The following is a 21,325-nucleotide window of genomic DNA, read 5'->3' as shown; positions in this document are numbered from 1 at the left end:
TGATGAAAAAAAAGCTATTACTAGCCATGGTAAGCATCATGATTGCCAGTTTGTTTCTAGCAGCCTGTAGTTCAGGTGATGAGGAAACAAAAGGAAAATCAGGCGAAAGCGGCGATAAGAAGGATACACTTGTATATGGCCGCGGCGGGGATTCTACCTCTTTAGATCCAATCACAACAACGGAAGGGGAATCTTATAAAGTAACCATTAACGTATTTGAAACGCTATTAACGTATGGAGAGCAGGATACGACTCTTCATCCTGGACTTGCAGAGAAGTGGACTCCGTCAGAAGATGGACTAAAGTACACGCTCAAGCTTCGTGAGGATGTTAAGTTCCATGATGGAACTGATTTCAATGCAGAAGCAGTCGTCTTTAACTTTGAACGCTGGATGAATGGCAATGAAGAGCAATTCCCTTATTACACGATGTTTGGAGGCTACAAAGGGGATGAAGGGCATGTCATTAAAGAGGTAAAAGCGACGGATGAATATACAGTAGAATTTACGCTGAAGCGCCCGCAAGCTCCTTTCTTGAAGAACCTGGCAATGAGCAGCTTTGGAATTGCGAGCCCTACAGCGCTTAAAGAGCAGGGCGATGAGAATTTCAGCAAAAACCCAGTAGGAACAGGGCCATTTAAGTTTGCTGAGTGGAAGGCAAATGACAGCATCGTTCTAGAGAAAAACGAAGACTATTATGTGGATGGCCAGCCAAAATTAAACCAATTGATCTTCAAAGTTATTCCTGATAACTCTGCAAGATTGAATGCATTATCTACAGGTGAGATTGATTTAATGGATGGTGTAAATCCAACTGACTTGGAGAAAATCAAATCTGACAGCAATCTTCAAGCAATTGAGCGACCGGCAATGAATGTCGGCTATGTTGGCTTCAATGTGACGAAAAAACCATTTGATAATGTCAAAGTGCGTCAAGCGCTCAGCCATGCAGTAGATAAACAATCCATCATTGATTCCTTCTATTCTGGACTAGCGGTGCCGGCAAAGAACCCGATGCCTGACTCCATTGAAGGCTACAATGATGAAATCTCTGATTATGAGTTTGACTTGGATAAAGCCAAGAAATTGCTCGCAGAAGCAGGCTATCCGGATGGATTTAAGGCAGAGCTATGGGCGATTCCAGTTGCACGTCCATATATCCCTGAAGGAAATAAAATTGCTCAAGTTATCCAAGAAAGCTGGGGCAAGGTTGGCGTAGACGTAGAAATTAAAACGGTTGACTGGGCAACTTATCTTGACCAGGCAGCTGCAGGGGATTACCCAGCTTATATGCTCGGATGGACTGGTGACAATGGTGACCCGGATAACTTCCTTTACACATTGCTAGATAAGGATTCCATTGGGTCCAATAACTATTCCTACTATGCCAATGATAAGCTCCATGATATCTTGATTGAGGCACAAACAGAAGTTGACCAAGAAAAACGGAATGAACTATATAAGCAAGCACAAGAAATCATTCACGAAGATGCTCCATGGATTCCACTCGTTCACTCTACACCATTATTAGCTGCCGCAGCGGATATCTCAGGCTTTGTGCCGCATCCAACTGGCTCTGATTATTTCAAAACCGTAGAGTTTAAGTAAAAGTTTATGAGGAAGGGGCACCCGATAAGCATGACAATCTATTGGGCTGTCCCTTTCATTATGGGGGTAAAGTGACATGCTATCTTACACGATTAGGAGATTATTATCCGTTATACCGGTTTTGATTGGCATGACGATTATCGTCTTTGCAATTGTACGGGCGATTCCAGGTGACCCTGCTCAGGTCATTCTCGGTCAACGGGCGACGGCTGATGCGATTGCCAATTTGACGAAGGAGCTAGGGCTTGATCGGCCTTGGTATATCCAATATTTCGATTACATAAAACAATTATTCTCCGGTGACTTGGGAACCTCTTTAAGGACGAAGACACCAATTGCAGAGGAAGTGTGGCCCTATATCGCCGCAACATTGGAGCTGACATTTGTTGCTATGCTGCTTGCAGTGTTTATTGGCGTCAACGCCGGTATTATCAGTGCATGGTTTTCAAATTCTTGGTTTGATTACTTGGCGATGGTATTGGCATTGATTGGTGTGTCAATGCCAATATTTTGGCTGGGACTAATGGAGCAGTGGGCGTTTTCTATCCAATTAGGATGGCTTCCGACCTCTGGAAGGGAGAATGTCCGTGATCCGATTGATTCGATTACGAATTTGTATTTAATTGATACGTTGATACAAGGTGATTTCGGGCAATTTGTCACAGCTGTTAAGCATTTGATATTGCCAAGCTTTGCGCTTGCAACGATTCCGATGGCCATAATAGCCAGAATGACCCGTTCTACGATGCTGGAAGTGATGAAATCTGACTTTATCCGTACAGCAAGGGCGAAGGGGGTTAGCATGTTTTGGGTGGTGTACAAGCACTCCTTAAAAAATGCGTTCATCCCTGTCCTGACCGTTATTGGACTGCAGACAGGCCTTCTTCTCGGGGGAGCTATTTTAACTGAGACGATTTTCGCATGGCCTGGGATTGGAAGATACTTATATGATGCGATTAATTATCGGGATTATCCGGTTATACAATCAGGCATTCTTTTGATTGCGACAGCCTTTGTATTTATTAATTTAATCGTCGATCTTCTCTATGCACTTGTGGATCCAAGAATAAAATACTCCAAATAGAGGATGTGAATATAGTGGCGGAGTTGGCTGGAAAGACAGAATTACAGCTTGATACAAAACCGAAGTCTCCCTGGGTTGAGGCCTGGATTATTTTTAAGAGAAACCGCTTAGCGCTTGTTGGTCTCGGCATTGTTCTCTTCTTCGTGTTATTGGCGATATTTGCCCCGTTCATAGCGCCTTATGGCATCAATGAGCAAGATTTAACCAAGCGATTGCTGCCTCCATCGGCCGATAATTGGTTTGGAACAGATGACTTTGGGCGGGACATTCTGTCTCGTGTCATCCATGGGGCAAGAATCTCGCTTTGGGTAGGATTCTTTTCCGTTTTAGGATCCGTTATTATCGGGGCTATGCTTGGTCTTATTGCGGGCTATTATGGAGGCTTGATCGATACGGTCATCTCTAGGTTCTTTGACATCCTGCTTGCTTTTCCAAGTATTTTGCTCGCGATTGCGATTGTATCTATTTTGGGACCATCTCTTCAAAATGCCCTTATCGCGATTGCGGTAATTAATATTCCGACCTTCGGAAGGTTAATCCGTTCGAGGGTACTAAGCGTAAAGCAGGAGGAATACATATTGGCAGCGAATGCACTAGGCATGTCAGATGGCCGGATTATCTTCCATCATGTCTTGCCAAACAGTATCACACCGATTATTGTTCAAGGAACATTGGCTATAGCGACAGCCATTATTGAAGCAGCAGCACTAGGGTTCCTTGGGCTTGGCGCTCAGGCTCCTACACCAGAATGGGGGAAAATGCTGGCGGATGCGAAAGGATATCTCGTTCAGGCACCTGGTACGCTTTTCTTCCCAGGTCTTGCCATCATGCTGACTGTCCTTGGGTTTAACTTATTAGGAGACGGACTGAGGGATGCTCTCGATCCGAAAATGAAGCAGCAATAAAATAAGAAACGCCTCGTGTATGGGACTTTCATGCCGGGCGTTTTTTTCGTTCTTTGCAGCTTGGAAATATTCCTAGGCTTTTGCGCATATGAATGAGTAGGTAAAGTTCGCGGGTCAGGAGGGTATATGATGAGCAATAAACATGAGCAAGAAGGGATACTGCCGGCAAATGCCTGGCTTGATAAAGAACAATTAAAATTACGCATAATGGAAGAAGAAATAGTGGAGATTGATGATTTTTTTACGAATTTGGCAGCGAAGGAGATGATGGAACGAGCTGAAGGCGATTCGAAAGTGGAGGGGCTGCCATTTGATGGGGGTGAGGTGCCGACAGTGCTAAGTTTCGGTGTAGAGAAAAAGAAGGATGAACGTACTGAACTTTTGGATGCTGATGAGGCGACCTCTTACCTGAATGGTACGAAGCGCAAGAAACTAGAGGATATGACTAAGGATGAATTGGTTCGTTACTTGGCTCAAATACCAGCCTTGATGCCGAGACCCATCTGTGATTTCTTCATTGAGGAGAAGACGCTGAGGGGAACGGTTGAAAAGGTTAAAGGAGAATTTGTCTATATAAAGGTGGCGTTCGGGAAGAAGTGGATTAAACATCCGATTAAACAAATCAAAGGGATCAAAATCGTCCGTTTCTAACCATTTGACGAGTGAGGACATTTATAATAGACAAACCTCCTCCCTTTTTCATAAAGTATAGTATCTGGGGAAGAAGGAGGACCTGAATAGTGAAAGGACAAAGAAAAGTCATTCAGCCGGTACCTAAGGTAGGAACCTCCGCGGTAAAGAAGAAAGGCTGCGGATGCGGGAAATGGAAGAAGGCAGTCCGCCAGCAAGGATAAATGAAGTGAAACGTCGCTAATGCGGCGTTTTTTTATTTGTAAGCCTGCGGATAAAATTTCGAATCAGGCAGAGAATAAAGTCGAGTGAGTTTTATAGTAGGGGTGAAAAAATAGTGAGGAAAATCTATCTGGTATCAATAACCATGCTTCTTTTCTCGATTTTTTTAGGGGGATGTGCTGGTGATTCGAGCAGCAAGGAAGCCATTCGGTCGCTTATCTCATCAGTAGACATGGACCCTGTGTATTTGGGCGGGGATAAGGAAGCGCCGCTCGAGAAAATCAAAAAGACCGTTGCCGATCATGATGAAATATATGATGTGGCGGTCGTGCAGAATGGAAAGGACATATTGGTTGCCTATAAGGTGAAGCATTTGAAACGCTTCAAGATGGCATCAATTGATAAAGACTTGACTAGTGATTTGAATAAGAAGTTTAAAGGTTATGACATTGTCATCTCGAGTGACATGAAAATATTCCTTGAGGTTGTCGAACTAATCGTTCAAGTACAGGATAAAGGTTATTCAAAAGAGAAGGCAAAGAAATGGTTTGGAAAGATAGAAAATCTTGAAAAAGAAATGACTTAGGTAGGTGAAGGGCAATGGCTAAAAACAATAAAACACCTGAGCAAAAACAATATGAGAAATTGGAACAAAAATATGAGACGAAACGTCCGGTTTTAAAGAATTGCTTAAAGGCCTTTTGGGTGGGAGGATGCTTCTGTTTAGTCGGGCAATTGATTACGTACTTTTATATTTTTTTCTTTAATTTCACAGAGCAGACGGCAGGGAACCCAACGGTTGCTACGATGATTTTCATCGCGATGCTTCTGACGGGCTTTGGTGTATATGACCGAATTGGACAATATGCCGGCGCAGGAAGTGCTGTTCCGGTGACAGGCTTTGGAAACTCAGTGATTTCAGCTGCGATAGAGCACCGTACAGAGGGGCTCGTCCTTGGTGTGGGAAGCAATATGTTCAAACTGGCAGGGTCGGTTATTGTATTCGGTGTATTCTCTGCCTTTGTCGTTGCGCTGATCAAGCAAATATATCAAATGATAATAGGAGGGTAATTATGCTGAGTGGCAAACAATCTTGGCTTTTTCAGAATCATCCTGTGATTACCTCCACGGGTGTCAGCGTAGGCCCCTTTGAAGGTCAAGGGCATCTTCGCGATGATTTTGACATTATTCATGATGATTTATGGCTCAATGAGGATTCCTATGAGAAAGCGCATCGTGTCCTCCTTGAAGAAGCGGCCAGCTGTGCGATAGAGAAAAAGGGATTGAAAAATGAGGATATTCAATTCCTGTTTGCGGGAGATTTAGTGAATCAAATTACCCCGACAAGCTTTGCGGCAAGAACAATGGCGATTCCGTATCTTGGGCTTTTCGGTGCATGCTCAACATCGATGGAGGGGCTGGCACTCGCAGCCTTTGTCGTCAATTACCGAGGGGCGGAGAAGGTGCTGACAGGTGCATCGAGCCATAATGCGGCCATCGAGAAGCAGTTTCGCTATCCAACAGAGTACGGGGGGCAAAAGCCGCCGACCGCCCAGTGGACCGTGACTGGTGCAGGAACTGCCCTGCTTGAGCAAAATAAGAAAGCTGCTTCGAATCAAATTGTTGTGAAGAGTGCGACAATCGGAAAAGTAATTGATTTGGGGATGGCAGACCCGTTCAATATGGGAGGAGCGATGGCACCGGCTGCGGCAGATACCATTGCTGCTCATTTCAGCGATTTCAATTTAAAGCCCGACCATTATGATTTAATTGTGACGGGGGATCTTGGGAAAATCGGCCAAGCGACAGCTCAGGATCTATTAGAGCAAAAGGGTCTGAAGTTGAAGGAAGGGCAGTTTCGTGACTGCGGTCTTATGCTTTATAAGGATGACCAGAACGTACAATCTGGCGGGAGCGGGGCAGGCTGCTCTGCAACCGTCCTTTACGGCCATTTACTGAATGAGATGAAAAAGGGCACCTATAAACGGATTTTACTAGCGGCAACCGGGGCCTTGCTTTCGCCGCTAACGGTACAGCAGAATGAATCCATTCCATGCATAGCACACGCTGTGTCTATTGAGATGGAGTAGGGAAGGGAGGAAAGCTTATGCTAGCCATGTTCTTTTGGGCTTTTGTCGTTGGCGGGCTGATTTGCGTAATTGGCCAGCTTCTTTTTGACATTGCCAAGCTGACACCTGCCCATACGATGAGTTTATTGGTTGTAACTGGTGCGGTCCTTGGGGGCTTTAGGTGGTATGAACCACTTGCCAATTTTGCTGGAGCAGGAGCAACGATTCCGATTGTCAGTTTCGGCAATTCCCTTGTAAACGGGGCAATGCAGGAGGCAGGCCAGCATGGACTTGTAGGTGTATTGACTGGAATGTTTGAGATAACATCCTCCGGGATCTCTGCTGCGGTTGTTTTTGGTTTTCTTGCAGCCTTAATTTTTAAGCCAAAGGGATAAATGAAATAAATGCTGGAACAAAAAAGACAAGGTTAAGCGCCTTGTCTTTTTTAGGGTTGCAGGCAAAGCTCTAACTCTTTCGAAGAGATTTGGTTTACCTTATTATATTTCTCTTTATACAAAACCTCGATGATATCCTCAGGTGTCAAGGATGCCGTCTCATCTAGAATATTCATTTGCAAATACAGCGGGACGGGAATCTGCCCGTGGAAAAGGGGAGGCTGTACATATTCTACTTCGGCAATCTGGAAGCCTAAGCTCTCAAAGAACTTTAGTCTTTTGAGGTTGATGGCATATTCCTCCTCATCATGGGCCGTTGTTTCTTTTTCTGTCTCCAGGACAACAGCGCTAAGAGATGGGTAGCCGCTTGCTTTTGCGTCTAGTTGAAGCCGCCTGCACATTTCCTCAATCGTTTTCTTCCCTAATCCTATCCCGCGCTTTTCTGGGTGGGCAGCTAGATAGACGATGTATCCGAAATTGGCTCGAGCGAAATAATGGGCTGTTGCCATCGAAATCACCTTCCCATTCTCTAGGCCAACGAGAAAATGATAGACATTCTCGCTTGAGCTAAGGGTCAGGCTGCGTCGGAAAAGATCGTGGCTTTCACGCACTTCCTCTGGAAATGATTCATCATATAAGCTAAGAGCTTCATTAAGTAATGAATCTGAATCATGTAAGTCTAACTCTTTCCATTCAATATTCATAATGTCTCAATCCTTGCTGTGTTTTTACCTTAATTGTAGTGGATGTCTCAAGGGTGAGACAAGGGCAAATTAAAATAGGTATTTGAAGCTGTAATTTAGCCCAGACAGGGAGACCGCTTTTCTCATATGTTATGAGTGTACTAAGCGAAAGCGAGGTGACTTACATGTTTGGATGTTACGGCTACGGTGGCGGCGGCTACGGCGGCGGCTATGGCGGCGGCTGCGGCGGCGGTTATGGCTACGGCGGTGGAGGCTACGGTGGAGGCTACGGTTCTACTTTCGTGCTAATCGTTGTTCTCTTCATTCTGTTGATAATTGTCGGCGCAAGCTTCTGCTAATCTGAATATGGTTGTAAAGAAGAGATCCTGTTGTCTCTTCTTTACTAACAAAGTACGATGGAGGGTTCAGTCCAGCTGGACCCTTTTTATATATAAATTCTTAAACACATCTTCAGGCTGGGCATCATATGATGGCATTATCGAGAAGGAGGCTGAAATATGGATAACGGGTTCTTTAAAAACATGGAGAAGAAAACAGGCGTAAACATGAAAGAAATTATGGAATTGGCTAATTCCCTGCAGAATGCAAATTTCAAAGATGAGAAAACGGTCCGTTCCGTTATTAAGAAGGTATCCCAAATTGCTAATAAACCGGTTCCGAAAGAGATGGAGGACCAGCTGGTCAATTCAATCATTAAGGACGGGAAATCCCTTGATTTTAATACAATCTCAAAAATGATGAACAAAAAATAAAAAGGGAAGGAGCCCCTTGCCCGCATGATGGAAACGGCCGCCGTTCTCCCGAATAAATCCGGGATACATAGGGACCCTTCCTTATTTTGCGGTCATGGCGGCTCCTTTTTTCAAGCTGTTTAAGAAACGGGAAGGTTTGGCTGATTTGCCGCGCCTTTTTGATGAAATGGACATATAAAGCTCGGAGCATGCCCGGGTAACAGCTACATATAATAGGCGTCTTTCCTCCTCAATAGGCTTGCGGTCTCCATCACGCCATGCTTCCAGTGCATAGTCATGAGGCATGCAGCCTTCCACACATCCTAAGAGGTATACATATTTATACTCCAGCCCTTTGGAGCGGTGAATCGTGCCAAGCTGTATGGCGAATGGCTCATCCTTGGAACGTTTCTTGACCTCCTTAGACATCGCGACCATATGGGTAGCATGATCGACAAAGTCCTGCACAGATGTGAATTTGCTTGCGGCTACTTTCACATCCTTGATTTCATCAGATCCTTTATCCATCTTATTGCCCTCATTGCCGCGTTTTTTTAAATAGTTTTGGAAGCCGAGCTCTTTCTCGATTATTTCAATCGCGACATCTGGGCGCATCTCTTTCAATGTGCGGATAACGGATACAGCCTTCTCGATGGTTTTCTTTTGGAACGGCTTTAATCCGCCGATATGGGCTAAAGCGTCAAGCAAGGTGCAATCATTCAAGATGGATAGGGCCTTTGCATCCTGGGCTGCTGTTTTCCGCAAATAAAGGGGCGGGAGTAAGTCATTTAACATACTAGGATCATCCGGGTTCAGGCTTGCCTTCAAGAAAGCGAGGATGCCCTTAACGGCCCGGCGATTATAAAAGGAATCATAATCAGCATCTACTCTGAAAGGAAGGCTTGAGACAGCTAGGCGTTCAAAGATGGCTCGACTCATCACATTTGTTCTATAAAGAATCGCAAAATCATTTGGTGAAGCACCATTTCGAATCTTTTCCATGATATCCGTCATAATCATCACACTTTCCATCTCCTCATCATGTGGATAAAACAGGACAGGAGCCGGTGATTGATCATGAAGAGCCCTCATTTTCTTTGGTGTGCGGACATGGTTTTGAGCAATGATTTGATTGGCGGTCTGGACGATCTTATGACCTGAACGGTAATTAGCGGCAAGATAAACCGTTTCAAGATCAGGGAAGTCGAGTGATAAATTCAGCAGGAAGGATGAATCACTTCCGCGGAATGAATAGATGGCCTGATCATCATCACCTACGAAGCAGATGTGCTCGGCTCTGTCCGTCAGCAATCGCATAATTTCATATTGCACTCTATTAATATCCTGAAACTCATCCAAAAGAAAATAGCGGAAACGATTTTGATAGGCTTTCAGAAGAGCTTGGTCGGATTTCAGAAGTGTATAGCAGCCAGTCTGCATATCATCAAAATCAAATTTATCGTGCGTTTCTTTATATTGCTCATATTTCTTGTAAAGCTCTAAAGCAGAGTGTTCGAAATCACCTTCTGGGCGGACATCGCTCGGCAGGTACAGGTCATTCTTCCATTTGCCAATTTGCTGTATGCAGGCATCAAACGCAAATTCCCGTTCATCAAATCCAAGCTCAGAAGCTGCCATCTTAAGAATATATTCTTTTTCTCCATCAAATTTAATTAGTTTTGCAGAGTTCCATTTATGCGGATCATGGTGCATGAGAATCCGATAAAAAATCGCGTGAAACGTACCGGTATACAGCGACTGCAGCATGGAAGGATTCATGCCTGGCATCTTTTTAAGTCGTTCTTTCATCTCAAGGGCAGCCTTAGAGGTGAAGGTGACAAGCATGACAGACTTAGGATTGACTCCCTTCTCAAGCAGAAGATAGGCAGTGCGGGAAGTGAGCACCCTAGTCTTACCGCTTCCGGCACCGGCAAGGACCAGCAGATGGCTGGCATCGGTTGTTACGGCTTTAGATTGCTCCTCATCGAGCGGCCAGCCATGTTCCTTCAGCATCTCTACAAAGGGATGGGAGCTAGCGAGATGGCTGGCTGCCAACTGAACGAATGGAGGCAGGTTTTTAATGTGAAAGGATGGCTGCCAATCGTGATTCCGATTTGATTCAACAGCTGTGATGGAACGAGACTGAGGCAGTCGGAATCCTCCGTACTCGACACTTTCCTTTGTTGCAGGTACAGCACCGCTTTTTGCTTTTGGCTTTTCAGGGCATGGCGGGACTGACGCATCTTTATGAATAAAGTGGGGATTATCATGAATCCCCAAATAGAAAATAACTGCTTGATGGCATGAGGGACAATGCAATTCACCGTTCTTACCGGCCTCATGAACACGTGTATAAGCCTCTTTCGGCCAATCTTCCAATGTAATATATTCATTCTTCCAATAAGCTGTTTTCATTATCAGATTCCTCATTTATATCTTTTTTGGCTTTCGACAGACAAATATAATCTTAACAAAACGTAAGGTAGATTACAAAGAGGGATGACGGTTTCTTCTAGATAGAAATGGGGTATGTTAATAGATGGGAAGAGGTGATACCGATGAGCTATATCATGCCATTCACGCAGTTTGAGTATGTTCAATATACGAATAGAACGGTATCTGCAGAGAGTATGAGGAAGAATGGCATCACCGGCTTAAAGGCTGTCCAGCCGATTCTTTTTCTTCGCAGGAATGAAAACGGAGTAACCCATACTGAAGAGAACAAAGAAGACCTGATTTACCCGATGTCTGGCTTAAATACAGGCAGCAGAAGCCACCGTATTCCTGAAGCATTAGTCAACCAGACGATGAGTGATCTTATCGGTGTTGGGAAGTTTATTAATTTGAGCATCTAATACTAAAAGCCTCTTGAGAAGATAAGAGGCTTTTTCTTGTGGAAAGAAAAACGAGAGACAATCTCCCGCCTGCTGGCAAGGGAGATTGTCTCTCGTTGTCGTTACAGCCGTTTTTTCATTGTTCGATGAGGGATTCCGGCATCAAGAAATTCCTCAGATATAATGCCATAGCCAAGTGATTTGTAAAAAGGAATTGCCTGTACCTGCGCATTAAGCTTCGTAATCTCCAGTCCTTGTGAAAGGGCATGCTGCTCAATGGCTTCCATTAAGGAGCGCCCAACACCGGTTGAACGGGCTTGTGGCAAGACACAAATGCGTTCAACCTTCCCGTAGTTATCAACAATACGGAAGCGACCGGCTCCAATCGGTTCATCATTCTCATTCATGACGAGAAAATGAGTGGATTCCTCCTCAAGATGATCGATTTCTTCCTCAACAGTCACCTTTTGTTCATCGACAAAAACAATCTTTCGTACTTGATAAGCCTGTTGTAATTCTTCTTCGTTCGTGACGATCTTGATGTCCATCAATTACTGGTCCTTTCCAAGTAAGAATGTTTCATATACTGTCCATGTCCCATTTTCCAGCTGATAAAGAAGGTGGAAGCGATCAACGGTTTCTTCATGTTCAAATTTCATTAAGCTCAACTGGCCGAGTACATCATGCATTTCCTTATCAGAAAGGTCTTGGCCAATCGTTAAATGCGGAACAAATGTATAAGGCTTATCCGTGCCAAGCTCTTCCGTGTGAAGGGCTTCATGAAGATTGAACAGTTCTGGATTCGGGTCAATCTTTAAGTAAATGACGTTATTGATTGGTTGAAAGGTACTTACCTTTAAGACCTTTAAGGTAAAGGGCTCATGCTTGGTTGAAACTTCTTTTAGTATAGTTGAAATTCGTTTGATGTCTTCTTCTTCGGTGGATGAAAAGGTTGACTTGAGCGTTACATGCGGCGGAATGAATTTGTAGTGTGCATCGTAGCGTTTTCGATATGAATTAGCTAGGTCCTGCAGCTTTTTTGAAGGAAAAATGGCAATGCCAAAGTTCATGATTGTACCTCCCCGAATGGTTAATGATAAGGTGATTATATTATAGCAAAAGTTTAAAACATTCACTATTCAGGTTAATTCCCGAATAGCCATAACAGTGTTCGTTCCATATCTGCCTGCCAAGAGCGCCAAGTGTGATCACCGCCGTCTATTTCCTCAAAGAAAGAAGGGAATCCTTGACTTTCAATAAGCAGGTTCAATTCCCGGTTAGGGGTTAGAAAATCAATGACCTCCTGCCTGGTCGTTTGAACCGCTGTTTCCTTATTGCCAATCACATGGTAAATATGCATGAGATGCGGATAAGAAAACTGTTCGACAGCCTCTAGAACGCTCTCGTTGACGAGAGGCGAATGGAGGGCAGCCTTTCCGAAGGTGTGCGGGTAATCAAGGGCGGTCATTAAAGAAACGGTTGCTCCGAGGGAGTCACCGATAAGCGCCCGGCTCATGCCAATATGATAGGTTGGATACTCCTCCTCTAGGTATGGCAGGAGCTCGCGGGCAAGAAACCGCTTATAGGCTTCAAATTTATCACCGCCAGGGTAGTATTTATCCCAACGGTCTTCGCTGTTACGATAAGGAATACCCACTATGATAATATTTTCGATTTTCCCCTCCTCTAGTAAACGGTCTGCTACTCTCCCAATCTTGCCCATTTGGAAATAATCCTTCCCGTCCTGTGCGATGAGAAGGGAATACTTATAGAGCGGAGAAAATGACGCAGGGAGATAGAGGAGTAAAGGGACCTCTTCCTGCAAAGCCTCGCTGTGAAACATCTTATCGATGATGGTGCCTGTTCGTCTGGACATTTATTTCACCTCATGTAATCGTATACATGTCTATTCTAGCATAAGATGGTAAATTTAATATATTTGAGATTTCAAAATGCTCTGAACCTTATAAATGGTATAATTAGAGAAAGCAAGTAAAGGAGTTATGAAGAGATGAAAAAAGAGCATGTACACAGTAAAACCGTCACGAAAGCCGCAAAGCAGGCTTTGCATAAACGTGGTGTCAGTATTGATTCTATTGCTAAAATTGTCTATCAAATGCAATTACCCTATAACGATAATTTAACGATGGAAGATTGTATATACAGTATCGAACGTGTTCTCATGAAGAGGGAGATTCAGCATGCCATTTTAGTGGGAGTGGAACTGGATATGCTTGCGGAGAAAAAGATGCTGTCTGAGCCTTTACAGTCTATAGTGGAATCGGATGAGCCGTTATTTGGCGTTGATGAAACCATCGCCTTTGGAGCAACCCTTAGTTACGGCAGCATTGGGGTGACGACATTTGGTCATCTCGACAAAAATAAAATAGGAATTATCCGCTATTTAGATACGAAGAAAGAAGGGAGCGGCGTTAACACATTCCTTGATGATTTGGTGGCAGCCATTGCTGCTAGCGCTGCATCGCGATTAGCTCATCGTGAACGTGACATAGAGGAATCCTTGACAGAAAAAGAAATAAAAGATATCGATCATGAAGAGTTGATAGGCTGAAGTGAAGAGGTACTTGCCGTACTATCCGGCAGGTGTCTCTTTTTTTTATAGCGGGAGTATGGCAAGTGACAAGCCGCCATTTCATATGCTGTAGGGGAAACTTACACCCCCCGAGAGGAAGTGGATCAAATGAGCAATGGCTCACTGGCTTATCATGAGGCACTTGAGCTCCATGAATTAGTCGCAATGGAATCGAATATGCTAATGACGTTGAAGAAGGAAGTCGGCAATGTACCTTGTCAAGAATTAAAGAATCTTTATACTGCCACGATAAAGGTGATGCAGCGCTATTTAAAGGATTTGCTCGCCTTCTTTCCAAAGGCACCAACAAGAGAGGATGCCGAAGAGCGTGCCCAATTGGATAAGGGATATTATGCAGGAAGTATCTTGATTCAGGTCAAGACGCTAATCCGCTCATATGCCATTGCCATTACGGAAACAGCAACACCGGTATTGAGAAGAACCTTGGTGAATCAGCTGAATGGATTGATTGACCTGCATGCGCAAATCTTTCATTATATGAGCAAGAAAGGGTTGTATCATGCATTTGATATGCAGAAGCTGATTGATTCAGATATCAAGAACGCCAATAAGGCGATTGATATGAAGTACTAGTGAAAAGCTCCTGATGAGGGGCTTTTTCGCTTGTTTGGGAATCAACGTTCTCCCTGCTATAATGGGGGTAAAGAGGTGATTGTATGTGCGGGAGATTTACCTTATTTTCGACGTATGAAACAATCATTGAACGATTTGCGATTGCAGCAGGAGCAATCGATGAGGCAGACTTTCAGAAGAGCTATAATATTGCCCCTTCCCAGCAGGTGCTTGCCGTTATCAATGATGGCTCACAAAATCGGCTGGGCTATTTGCGGTGGGGATTTATTCCTTCCTGGGCAAAGGATGAACGGATTGGCTATAAAATGATTAATGCCCGTGCGGAGAGCTTGAGTGAAAAAAGGAGTTTCCGGAATGCGTATCAAAATCGCCGCTGCCTCATTGTTGCGGATGCCTTTTATGAGTGGAAAAGGACGGAGGAAGGGAAAACTCCCTATTGTATTACGCTGAAATCCAATGAGCCATTCGGATTTGCGGGACTATGGGAGACGTGGAAATCGCCGGATGGGAGTTCAGTCCATTCCTGTACCATCATTACAACTGATGCAAATGAAGCAGTTTCTTTCGTGCATGACCGTATGCCTGTCATTTTAAAGCAAGAGGCTGAACAGCTGTGGTTAAATCCGAGCGTTCATGATACAGCCATCTTGGACAAGGTGTTAACTCCGTACAATACGGATGAGATGGAAATCTTTGAGGTATCAAAAGAGGTAAACTTGCCGAGGAATAATTCATCCAAGCTGATTGAACGTATAGGCTGATCATCTTAGCTCATCCCTACTATACTTAGAACGATTGCAAGAAAAGAAAGGATGAGAGCCTTGCCTGCAGCAAAGAGAGAAGGCCTCTTTTTTGGCACAATGATGTGCTTTGGAATGGTACTTGTTATGACATTTATAATATGTGGCTTAATGGGGTCTTAACGACTGTTACGTTTATGGAGCTATTATTAAGCTTCGCGGCTGGGTTTGTCATTGCCCTGTCACTTGATTTATTTGTCGTTGGTCCGCTTGCCAGAAAGGCTGCGTCAAAGGTATTTCCGACTAAAACGAAAAAAATTCACATGGTATTGAAAATGTCTGCATTTATGGTGTTTGGGATGGCGGCCACTATGTCTGTCTATGGGCTGATTACCGTTCATCTGCACGCAGGCACTGCCGGGGTATCTTGGCTAAGCGCGTATTTGTCCATCTTTTTAAAGAATTTCATTGCAGCCTTCCCATTACAATGGCTGATTATGGGGCCAATTGTTAGGTATTTGTTTGTGAAATTCATTAAAGAAGACACTTTGTCGGCATTAGAGGCAGAATGAATAGAAAAGACCGTCAACTTTATGGAGTTGACGGTCTTTTTTTGACTAATCGGCCGCTCATTGGACATTTCCCTATGGCCGGTTGATTGTCATCCGTTATCATGTACTGTTTCCATTCCCGCTTTTCTTCGTCATCATAAGCACCTAAATCGGGATGGATAGGCATTCCTTCAATTGCTTCTACTTTACGGCGAATGGCATCAATGGCTCGTTTTCCTTGGGGAGTCTCATAGGTGATATCCTGAAAAATTCTCCTTGGCTGAAAAATCAGCACAAGGCATGGACCTACATTCCTGGTTGTGTGCTTTTCGTAGATTGGCGCATTCCCGGAAATGAAAATCGGTTCACCCCCGAAGGAAAATTCCCATAATGGGTCATCTGGGTTGAGCGGAATGTTCTCTGGCCAAGGGAGTGGATCCTGTTCATGCAGGAAAGAAAGAACTTCCCAGAAATAATCATGGTAATCATCAAAGCTATTCCAGGTCTGACCTGGTTTCACAAAAAGAACGAGGGCATGGCGTTTTTCGGGGTGATTCCTAGAGAGTGTAAGAAATTGAATTAATGCCTCTGGCAGATGTGAGAGTTCCTGTTCCTCTGCAAAGCAGTAACGCAGATGATCTGCTTTCTCTGCCTGTACCCCAAAATGACAGGGGAAATGATAATCTGATACGATCTCATGCCATTTCTTGTAAGCTTCCTTGCCCCATGATGGAATGGCTGATTCGTTTGCAATGTCGGTCCGTTTATACATTCGTCTTTCGCTCATGACAGTATACACCTCAAAGCTGATTGTTATGGGTTGATGTTCAAAGCATATGAGCAGGGGAATGGAACGGGAACATGTCTTCATTCATTTGGTATAATGGACAATAATGAAAGCTGTACATAAGGAGTAATACGTATGGGAAAACAAACAGGATGGCTGGTCTATAACGGGGCATTGAATTCAGCCAAATTTAACGAAATTCATGAATGGTATCGGCAGACTGCCAAGAGAAAGAACCTTGCCCTAGAACTTGTGGCAAACCAGGAATTACTGAGTGTAATAGAGAATGGACAGGCTGTCGTTAAATGGGATAAACGGATTCCCTATCCTGATTTCATTCTATTCCTTGATAAGGATATCCGGCTTGCGAGGCAGCTAGAGAGGCAAGGGTTCCGGCTATTCAATCGTGCTGATGCGGTTGCGGCCTGTGATGATAAGATTGCTACCTTTCAGAGGCTGGCAGGCAAAGGCATACGTATGCCGAAAACCATTTTTTCTCCGCTGATGTACGAGGGAACGAAAGAAAAGAATACTTCCTTTATTGACTTGGTTGAACAGGAGCTGAGTTATCCAATCATTATTAAAGAGGCTTATGGTTCATTCGGTGAACAAGTATACCTCGTTCGGAATCGAGAAGAATTGGCAGCAAGAAGAAATGAGCTTTTGTATTTGCCACATTTATATCAAGAATTCATTGAAAGCAGTTTTGGACGTGATTGTAGAATTCATGTGGTTGGCAGCAAGGTGGTTGCGGCGATGATGAGAGTTTCCGAAACAGATTTCCGGGCGAATGTGACCAATGGAGGCGTGATGAGGCCGTTTCAGCCGCCCGCTGATTTTTGTGAGCTGGCGATAGCCGCAAGCGAACAGATTGGGGCAGAATTCTCTGGAGTGGATCTATTATTTGGACAGGAGGGTGAGCCAGTCTTATGTGAGGTCAATTCTAATGCCCATATTAAAAATATTTATGACTGCACAGGAATCGATGTTACTGAGGCCATCTTTGACCATATCATCCAGGCGGTAGGAAAATGATAAAAGGAATCATTCTTTATGAACGTGAGGACTATGAGAAGAATCAATGGTTTGCGAATCGTTTTATTGAGGAGGGGCCGAAGCATGGTCTGGAGCTGCAACTGATTTTGACAGATCAACTTGCTCTTGGTTCTGAGGGGGGCCGTTTATTTATTCAACAAGGAAAGGAAAAATGGGAGAGTGTACCCGATTTTGCCATTAACCGGAGCCGCAACAGCCGCCTTGCCCTGCAGCTTGAATGGATGGGCTGCAAAGTGTTCAATTCATCAGCTGTAACGGATATATGTAATGATAAGGCCAAGACACATCAGCTCATAAACGCACATGGCATTAGGTCTGTTAAGACCCTTTATGGGCTTTCAGACTGGGAAAACCACGGAATGGAATACCCGCTCATAGTGAAGACATTAGCTGGCCATGGCGGAAGTGAGGTGCATAAGGTTGACAATAAAGAGCAATTGGCTGAATATGTGGACCAGTATGGGGTTGAACAAATCCTCATTCAGGAAATGTGCCTCAATCCGGGTACTGATATCAGAGCCTTTTGCATGGGCGGGGAGATCGTCGCTTGCGTGAAAAGACAGTCAACAGAAAGCTTTAAGTCGAACTATTCCTTAGGCGGGAGGGCTGACGCCTACTCCTTATCCTCCAAGGAACGAAGGTTGGTCATGAGCATCTTATCCATCATGAAATTTGATTTTGTAGGTATCGATTTCTTGATTGATGAAAAGGGTGAGCTCCTATTTAATGAAATTGAGGATGCTGTAGGGACGAGAACCCTTTATCAAAATTATGATATTGACATTGTACAAAAATATTTAGATTATATAAGGAATAATTTGGTAACATAGAGGGTAGTTGTTGAACAAAATCTATTGTGTGAGGCGATGTCGATGTCAAAAAGGGTTGTGTTAGCGGGAGGTACGGGATTCATTGGCCAATATTTCGAGAAAAAATATCGAGAGGAAGGATATGATATTGTCATCATATCCAGGCAAGAGCCCCATATAAATTGGAATGACCGTGAGGGGATATTGGAGGCTGTCGATGGAGCATCCCTTGTCATAAACCTAGCCGGAAAATCCGTAAACTGCCGTTATAACGAAAGGAATAAAAAGGAAATATTGAATTCGCGGATCGACACGACACTGATTATTGGCGAAACAATTGAGAAATGTGAAAAACCGCCTGCGCTTTGGATTAATTCGAGCACAGCAACAATCTACCGTCATGCAGAGGACCGCCCGATGACAGAGGATCATGGGGAAGAGGGCGAAGGATTTTCCGTTAATGTCGGGAAACGTTGGGAGGAAGTGTTCTTCTGCTTCAACCTGCCGTCTACTAGGCAGGCGGCCTTAAGGATTACCATTGCGTTAGGAAAAGACGGAGGAGTGATTCCTGTCTATCAAAACCTGGTGAAATTTGGTTTAGGCGGGAAGCAGGGGTCTGGCGAGCAGATGTTCAGCTGGATTCATATTGAAGATCTCTATCGAATCGTCCGTTTCATTGAAGCAAGGGAGGACTTGAACGGGGTATTCAATTGCGGTTCCCCGAATCCGGTTCAGAATAAGGAACTCATGCGCTTATTAAGGCAATCCATGGGCAGGGATTTCGGAATGCCAGCCACTGATTGGATGTTAAAGGCCGGGGCGGTGGTCATTCGAACAGAGCCTGAGCTAATCCTCAAAAGCCGATGGGTGCTGCCAAGCCGTCTGCTTCGAGCAGGGTTCATATTCGCCTATCCAACCTTGAAACTGGCACTTGAAGAAATTAATTCTGAGAACATGAAAAACACCAATACAGCATAGATTGGTGTTGGTTAGAAAGGCTGCAGGATTACTGGCTGCCTTTGCCATATTGCTCATTGTAAAAATCGATGTAAACTTGCAGCCTCTTGCTGATTTCAGCAGTACGCTCATGATAAAATCCATGCATAAAGATACAATCAGAATGTTTCCGTTTTAAATCAGTAATGCATTCTTTCAATTCCTCAGCAGACATCATTTTTAGTAGCAACTAAAACACTCCAAATAAATAAATTAGAATAATAATAATACTACCATTCTTAATATAAAATGTAAATTTTTGATTATTTTTACACATAAAAGACTAGATTATTTTAGTGCAGAAATAAACATATTACGTTTTGTATTAATATAACATAAAATCTGGAACGTTTCTCTGATTATACCTACACAAGATAAAAATGGGGCTGAATAACCAAGTATTTGTAAGTTGATGCAGTTGCTAATTGGCGATAAAGGGTGTATTATACTAATACAAGCTGCGTTGTACGTGATGCATAATTAAGTTTTAACCTTTAAGCTGTATTAGGGAGTTTTAAAAATTTATGGAAATGACAAGCCTCTGTCTAGATGACATGGGGGACATGCAGGAACATAATTGCGAACACCCACTTGTTGAAGTGGTGGTTTAAAACTTTCTTATAATGTAACGGCAAAGGCGGCTGTACAAACAACCGTAAACCAATTCCGATGATGGATTGGTTTTTTTGTGCTTGATTTTTGGAGCGGAGTTGGGGGGCTATGAGACGTTCAATATTCAAACGGTATGGGCGATTCACATAGAAAAACGCTGCCATCATTCTTTGCTCCACTTCATTAAGTACCATGTCTGTACAAATAAAAAACGGGGACAAAGCCCCGCCAATCTTATCGATTATCAATCTTCTCCGGATACATATCATGATTCATCAGGCGGTGCATAGCCATTTCCTCAAATTTTGTACCAGGCTTACCGTAGTTGCAATACGGGTCGATGCTAATGCCGCCGCGCGGGGTGAATTTGCCCCAGACTTCAATGTACTTGGGATCCATTAGCTTAATAAGATCCTTCATGATGATATTCATACAGTCCTCATGGAAATCGCCATGATTGCGGAAGCTGAAAAGATAGAGCTTCAACGATTTACTTTCAACCATTTTGGGTCCTGGGATGTAGCTGATGTAAATTGTTGCGAAGTCAGGCTGGCCTGTAATCGGGCATAGGCTTGTGAATTCAGGACAATTGAATTTCACCCAGTAGTCATTATCATTATGCTTATTGTCGAAGATCTCTAATATGGATGGATCATACGTGTATGGATATTTTGTCCCTTGATTTCCAAGCAAGGTAACGCCATCTAGTTCTGCTGCATCTCTTCCTTCATGATTCATTGTGCATTCACCATTTTCCTTTTTTGATAGATATCTAGTCCGTTTTGTCTCAGCTTACAGGACGGGCATTCACCACATCCATCACCGATTATGCCGTTGTAGCAGGTTAATGTTTTCGTTCGGATATATTCAAGCTTGCCGAAGGTATCAGCGAGCTCCCACGTTTCTGATTTGTCGAGCCACATTAGGGGTGTATGGACGACAAAGGGGAAGTCCATGGCAAGATTCATCGTGACATTGAGGGACTTGATGAATACATCGCGGCAATCCGGATACCCGCTGAAGTCCGTTTCACAGACACCTGTTACGAGATGGCTGGCTCCTTTTGTTTTTGCCAGGATACCCGCGAAGGTGAGAAACAGCATGTTCCGTCCTTCCACAAAAGTAGACGGCAGTCCATTTTCATCTTCGGTTATGGCAATATCCTCTCTCGTGAGGGCATTTGGAGCAAGCTGGTTTAATAGGGACATATCTAAAATGTGATGTTCAATCCCAAGCTCGCGGGCGATGTCTGAAGCACATTCCAGCTCTAAATGATGACGCTGTCCATAGTCGAATGTAACGGCAATCACTTCATCGAATTTTTCCAGCGCCCAAAACAGACAGGTCGTTGAATCCTGGCCTCCGCTGAAAACAACAATAGCTTTATTACTCAATTTCATCCACTC

At 43.9% G+C, this 21,325-nt stretch carries 26 protein-coding genes, 1 other RNA gene and 1 pseudogene; 19 read left to right on the top strand and 9 right to left on the bottom strand.

The genetic code is table 11. From position 1 onward, the window contains the following. The first annotated feature begins 2 nt into the window (after positions 1–2). The 8 genes from AC622_RS14710 to spoVAE all read left to right on the top strand — a co-directional run bounded on the left by AC622_RS14710 (position 3) and on the right by spoVAE (position 6,912). Positions 3–1,607: an ABC transporter substrate-binding protein gene (locus AC622_RS14710; RefSeq protein WP_049671747.1), complete on the top strand. Its 1,605-nt coding sequence runs from the start codon at positions 3–5 to the stop codon at positions 1,605–1,607. A gap of 76 nt (positions 1,608–1,683) precedes the next feature. Next, complete coding sequence (locus AC622_RS14705) at positions 1,684–2,691, top strand: ABC transporter permease (RefSeq protein WP_049671746.1); 1,008 nt, start codon at positions 1,684–1,686, stop codon at positions 2,689–2,691. Positions 2,692–2,705: 14 nt separating this feature from the next. Next, positions 2,706–3,596, top strand: a complete 891-nt coding sequence (locus AC622_RS14700) for an ABC transporter permease (protein WP_049671745.1) — start codon at positions 2,706–2,708, stop codon at positions 3,594–3,596. A 129-nt stretch (positions 3,597–3,725) separates the two neighbouring features. Then, entirely contained in the window at positions 3,726–4,247 is a 522-nt protein-coding gene (locus tag AC622_RS14695) for a CotO family spore coat protein (RefSeq protein ID WP_049671744.1), read from the top strand. A 316-nt stretch (positions 4,248–4,563) separates the two neighbouring features. Next, entirely contained in the window at positions 4,564–5,034 is a 471-nt protein-coding gene (locus AC622_RS14690) for a YhcN/YlaJ family sporulation lipoprotein (RefSeq protein WP_049671743.1), read from the top strand. 14 nt (positions 5,035–5,048) lie between these two features. Then, positions 5,049–5,519 (top strand): stage V sporulation protein AC, encoded by a 471-nt coding sequence (spoVAC, locus tag AC622_RS14685; RefSeq protein WP_049671742.1) that lies wholly within the window; start codon positions 5,049–5,051, stop codon positions 5,517–5,519. Between the two features lie 2 nt (positions 5,520–5,521). Continuing rightward, positions 5,522–6,538, top strand: a complete 1,017-nt coding sequence (gene spoVAD / locus AC622_RS14680) for a stage V sporulation protein AD (protein WP_049671741.1) — start codon at positions 5,522–5,524, stop codon at positions 6,536–6,538. 17 nt (positions 6,539–6,555) lie between these two features. Then, the gene (spoVAE, locus tag AC622_RS14675) at positions 6,556–6,912 is read left to right on the top strand and encodes a stage V sporulation protein AE (protein ID WP_049671740.1); all 357 of its coding nucleotides are present in this window, start codon (positions 6,556–6,558) and stop codon (positions 6,910–6,912) included. A 50-nt stretch (positions 6,913–6,962) separates the two neighbouring features. Here spoVAE and AC622_RS14670 read toward each other — a convergent pair whose 3' ends face one another. Continuing rightward, on the bottom strand, positions 6,963–7,616 hold the full coding sequence (locus AC622_RS14670; protein ID WP_049671739.1) for a GNAT family N-acetyltransferase: 654 nt from the start codon (positions 7,614–7,616) through the stop codon (positions 6,963–6,965). A gap of 164 nt (positions 7,617–7,780) precedes the next feature. On the opposite strand from AC622_RS14670, the gene AC622_RS14665 reads away from it, so the two are divergent. Together AC622_RS14665 and AC622_RS14660 are read left to right on the top strand one after the other, a co-directional pair. Next, positions 7,781–7,954, top strand: coding sequence for a YjcZ family sporulation protein (locus AC622_RS14665; RefSeq protein WP_049671738.1), 174 nt, complete (start codon positions 7,781–7,783; stop codon positions 7,952–7,954). Between the two features lie 159 nt (positions 7,955–8,113). Continuing rightward, positions 8,114–8,368: a stage VI sporulation protein F gene (locus AC622_RS14660; protein ID WP_049671737.1), complete on the top strand. Its 255-nt coding sequence runs from the start codon at positions 8,114–8,116 to the stop codon at positions 8,366–8,368. Between the two features lie 81 nt (positions 8,369–8,449). Here the strand turns inward: AC622_RS14660 and AC622_RS14655 are convergent, their stop codons facing one another. Further along, positions 8,450–10,762: a UvrD-helicase domain-containing protein gene (locus AC622_RS14655; protein ID WP_049671736.1), complete on the bottom strand. Its 2,313-nt coding sequence runs from the start codon at positions 10,760–10,762 to the stop codon at positions 8,450–8,452. Positions 10,763–10,905: 143 nt separating this feature from the next. On the opposite strand from AC622_RS14655, the gene AC622_RS14650 reads away from it, so the two are divergent. Then, positions 10,906–11,202 (top strand): hypothetical protein, encoded by a 297-nt coding sequence (locus tag AC622_RS14650; protein ID WP_049671735.1) that lies wholly within the window; start codon positions 10,906–10,908, stop codon positions 11,200–11,202. Positions 11,203–11,303: 101 nt separating this feature from the next. Here the strand turns inward: AC622_RS14650 and AC622_RS14645 are convergent, their stop codons facing one another. The 3 genes from AC622_RS14645 to AC622_RS14635 form a co-directional block, all read right to left on the bottom strand. Then, positions 11,304–11,729, bottom strand: a complete 426-nt coding sequence (locus tag AC622_RS14645) for a GNAT family N-acetyltransferase (protein WP_049672995.1) — start codon at positions 11,727–11,729, stop codon at positions 11,304–11,306. Between the two features lie 3 nt (positions 11,730–11,732). Further along, positions 11,733–12,251, bottom strand: a complete 519-nt coding sequence (locus AC622_RS14640; RefSeq protein ID WP_049671734.1) for a 2'-5' RNA ligase family protein — start codon at positions 12,249–12,251, stop codon at positions 11,733–11,735. A gap of 74 nt (positions 12,252–12,325) precedes the next feature. After that, a complete protein-coding gene (locus AC622_RS14635; RefSeq protein ID WP_049671733.1) occupies positions 12,326–13,057 on the bottom strand; it encodes an alpha/beta hydrolase in 732 nt (243 codons plus the stop codon). Positions 13,058–13,192: 135 nt separating this feature from the next. Here AC622_RS14635 and AC622_RS14630 point away from each other — a divergent pair, with 135 nt between their 5' ends. The 4 genes and pseudogenes from AC622_RS14630 to AC622_RS14615 all read left to right on the top strand — a co-directional run bounded on the left by AC622_RS14630 (position 13,193) and on the right by AC622_RS14615 (position 15,680). Continuing rightward, on the top strand, positions 13,193–13,753 hold the full coding sequence (locus AC622_RS14630) for a phosphatidylglycerophosphatase A family protein (RefSeq protein WP_049671732.1): 561 nt from the start codon (positions 13,193–13,195) through the stop codon (positions 13,751–13,753). A 129-nt stretch (positions 13,754–13,882) separates the two neighbouring features. After that, complete coding sequence (locus AC622_RS14625) at positions 13,883–14,368, top strand: spore coat protein (RefSeq protein WP_049671731.1); 486 nt, start codon at positions 13,883–13,885, stop codon at positions 14,366–14,368. 83 nt (positions 14,369–14,451) lie between these two features. After that, the gene (locus AC622_RS14620) at positions 14,452–15,129 is read left to right on the top strand and encodes an SOS response-associated peptidase (RefSeq protein ID WP_049671730.1); all 678 of its coding nucleotides are present in this window, start codon (positions 14,452–14,454) and stop codon (positions 15,127–15,129) included. Between the two features lie 60 nt (positions 15,130–15,189). After that, positions 15,190–15,680: pseudogene (locus tag AC622_RS14615) on the top strand (DUF2798 domain-containing protein). A gap of 19 nt (positions 15,681–15,699) precedes the next feature. Here the strand turns inward: AC622_RS14615 and AC622_RS14610 are convergent. Further along, positions 15,700–16,446, bottom strand: a complete 747-nt coding sequence (locus AC622_RS14610) for a YqcI/YcgG family protein (RefSeq protein ID WP_049671729.1) — start codon at positions 16,444–16,446, stop codon at positions 15,700–15,702. A 135-nt stretch (positions 16,447–16,581) separates the two neighbouring features. Here AC622_RS14610 and AC622_RS14605 point away from each other — a divergent pair, with 135 nt between their 5' ends. Genes AC622_RS14605 through AC622_RS14595 form a run of 3 tightly spaced genes read left to right on the top strand, consistent with a single transcriptional unit; the run spans position 16,582 to position 19,289 of the window. Continuing rightward, the gene (locus tag AC622_RS14605; RefSeq protein ID WP_049671728.1) at positions 16,582–17,481 is read left to right on the top strand and encodes an ATP-grasp domain-containing protein; all 900 of its coding nucleotides are present in this window, start codon (positions 16,582–16,584) and stop codon (positions 17,479–17,481) included. Beyond that, on the top strand, positions 17,478–18,332 hold the full coding sequence (locus AC622_RS14600) for an ATP-grasp domain-containing protein (RefSeq protein ID WP_049671727.1): 855 nt from the start codon (positions 17,478–17,480) through the stop codon (positions 18,330–18,332). Before AC622_RS14605 ends, AC622_RS14600 begins: the two co-directional genes overlap by 4 nt. 42 nt (positions 18,333–18,374) lie before the next feature. Further along, positions 18,375–19,289 carry a TIGR01777 family oxidoreductase gene (locus AC622_RS14595; RefSeq protein ID WP_049671726.1) on the top strand — a complete coding sequence of 305 codons (915 nt, stop codon included), beginning with the start codon at positions 18,375–18,377 and terminating at the stop codon, positions 19,287–19,289. Between the two features lie 28 nt (positions 19,290–19,317). On the opposite strand, the gene AC622_RS14590 is transcribed toward AC622_RS14595, so the two are convergent. Then, a complete protein-coding gene (locus tag AC622_RS14590) occupies positions 19,318–19,497 on the bottom strand; it encodes a hypothetical protein (RefSeq protein ID WP_049671725.1) in 180 nt (59 codons plus the stop codon). 262 nt (positions 19,498–19,759) lie between these two features. Here AC622_RS14590 and ssrS point away from each other — a divergent pair. Beyond that, positions 19,760–19,955: non-coding RNA, 6S RNA (gene ssrS, locus AC622_RS20750), on the top strand. A 198-nt stretch (positions 19,956–20,153) separates the two neighbouring features. Here the strand turns inward: ssrS and queF are convergent. Both queF and queC read right to left on the bottom strand, forming a co-directional pair. Next, entirely contained in the window at positions 20,154–20,657 is a 504-nt protein-coding gene (gene queF / locus AC622_RS14580) for a preQ(1) synthase (protein WP_049671723.1), read from the bottom strand. After that, positions 20,654–21,319: a 7-cyano-7-deazaguanine synthase QueC gene (queC, locus tag AC622_RS14575; protein ID WP_197089988.1), complete on the bottom strand. Its 666-nt coding sequence runs from the start codon at positions 21,317–21,319 to the stop codon at positions 20,654–20,656. The genes queF and queC overlap by 4 nt, the downstream gene beginning before the upstream one ends. Between the last annotated feature and the right edge of the window lie 6 nt (positions 21,320–21,325).

Origin of the sequence: Bacillus sp. FJAT-27916 (genome assembly GCF_001183965.1) — a bacterium.
Classification (GTDB): domain Bacteria; phylum Bacillota; class Bacilli; order Bacillales; family Pradoshiaceae; genus Pradoshia.
Note: the sequence above shows the minus strand (reverse complement) of the source record. Positions and strands in the feature narration are given on the sequence as shown.

Bases quoted from the DNA above. Each gene is read 5' to 3' on its own strand.
- AC622_RS14670 (WP_049671739.1), bottom strand. From the start codon at position 7,616: ATGAATATTGAATGGAAAGAGTTAGACTTACATGATTCAGATTCATTA.
- AC622_RS14625 (WP_049671731.1), top strand. From the start codon at position 13,883: ATGAGCAATGGCTCACTGGCTTATCATGAGGCACTTGAGCTCCATGAA.
- queC (WP_197089988.1), bottom strand. From the start codon at position 21,319: ATGAAATTGAGTAATAAAGCTATTGTTGTTTTCAGCGGAGGCCAGGAT.
- AC622_RS14665 (WP_049671738.1), top strand. From the start codon at position 7,781: ATGTTTGGATGTTACGGCTACGGTGGCGGCGGCTACGGCGGCGGCTAT.
- AC622_RS14695 (WP_049671744.1), top strand. From the start codon at position 3,726: ATGAGCAATAAACATGAGCAAGAAGGGATACTGCCGGCAAATGCCTGG.
- AC622_RS14640 (WP_049671734.1), bottom strand. From the start codon at position 12,251: ATGAACTTTGGCATTGCCATTTTTCCTTCAAAAAAGCTGCAGGACCTA.
- AC622_RS14645 (WP_049672995.1), bottom strand. From the start codon at position 11,729: ATGGACATCAAGATCGTCACGAACGAAGAAGAATTACAACAGGCTTAT.
- AC622_RS14605 (WP_049671728.1), top strand. From the start codon at position 16,582: ATGGGAAAACAAACAGGATGGCTGGTCTATAACGGGGCATTGAATTCA.
- spoVAC (WP_049671742.1), top strand. From the start codon at position 5,049: ATGGCTAAAAACAATAAAACACCTGAGCAAAAACAATATGAGAAATTG.
- spoVAE (WP_049671740.1), top strand. From the start codon at position 6,556: ATGCTAGCCATGTTCTTTTGGGCTTTTGTCGTTGGCGGGCTGATTTGC.
- AC622_RS14595 (WP_049671726.1), top strand. From the start codon at position 18,375: ATGTCAAAAAGGGTTGTGTTAGCGGGAGGTACGGGATTCATTGGCCAA.
- AC622_RS14650 (WP_049671735.1), top strand. From the start codon at position 10,906: ATGAGCTATATCATGCCATTCACGCAGTTTGAGTATGTTCAATATACG.
- AC622_RS14660 (WP_049671737.1), top strand. From the start codon at position 8,114: ATGGATAACGGGTTCTTTAAAAACATGGAGAAGAAAACAGGCGTAAAC.
- AC622_RS14710 (WP_049671747.1), top strand. From the start codon at position 3: ATGAAAAAAAAGCTATTACTAGCCATGGTAAGCATCATGATTGCCAGT.
- AC622_RS14655 (WP_049671736.1), bottom strand. From the start codon at position 10,762: ATGAAAACAGCTTATTGGAAGAATGAATATATTACATTGGAAGATTGG.
- AC622_RS14630 (WP_049671732.1), top strand. From the start codon at position 13,193: ATGAAAAAAGAGCATGTACACAGTAAAACCGTCACGAAAGCCGCAAAG.
- spoVAD (WP_049671741.1), top strand. From the start codon at position 5,522: ATGCTGAGTGGCAAACAATCTTGGCTTTTTCAGAATCATCCTGTGATT.
- AC622_RS14610 (WP_049671729.1), bottom strand. From the start codon at position 16,446: ATGAGCGAAAGACGAATGTATAAACGGACCGACATTGCAAACGAATCA.
- AC622_RS14635 (WP_049671733.1), bottom strand. From the start codon at position 13,057: ATGTCCAGACGAACAGGCACCATCATCGATAAGATGTTTCACAGCGAG.
- AC622_RS14705 (WP_049671746.1), top strand. From the start codon at position 1,684: ATGCTATCTTACACGATTAGGAGATTATTATCCGTTATACCGGTTTTG.
- queF (WP_049671723.1), bottom strand. From the start codon at position 20,657: ATGAATCATGAAGGAAGAGATGCAGCAGAACTAGATGGCGTTACCTTG.
- AC622_RS14620 (WP_049671730.1), top strand. From the start codon at position 14,452: ATGTGCGGGAGATTTACCTTATTTTCGACGTATGAAACAATCATTGAA.
- AC622_RS14600 (WP_049671727.1), top strand. From the start codon at position 17,478: ATGATAAAAGGAATCATTCTTTATGAACGTGAGGACTATGAGAAGAAT.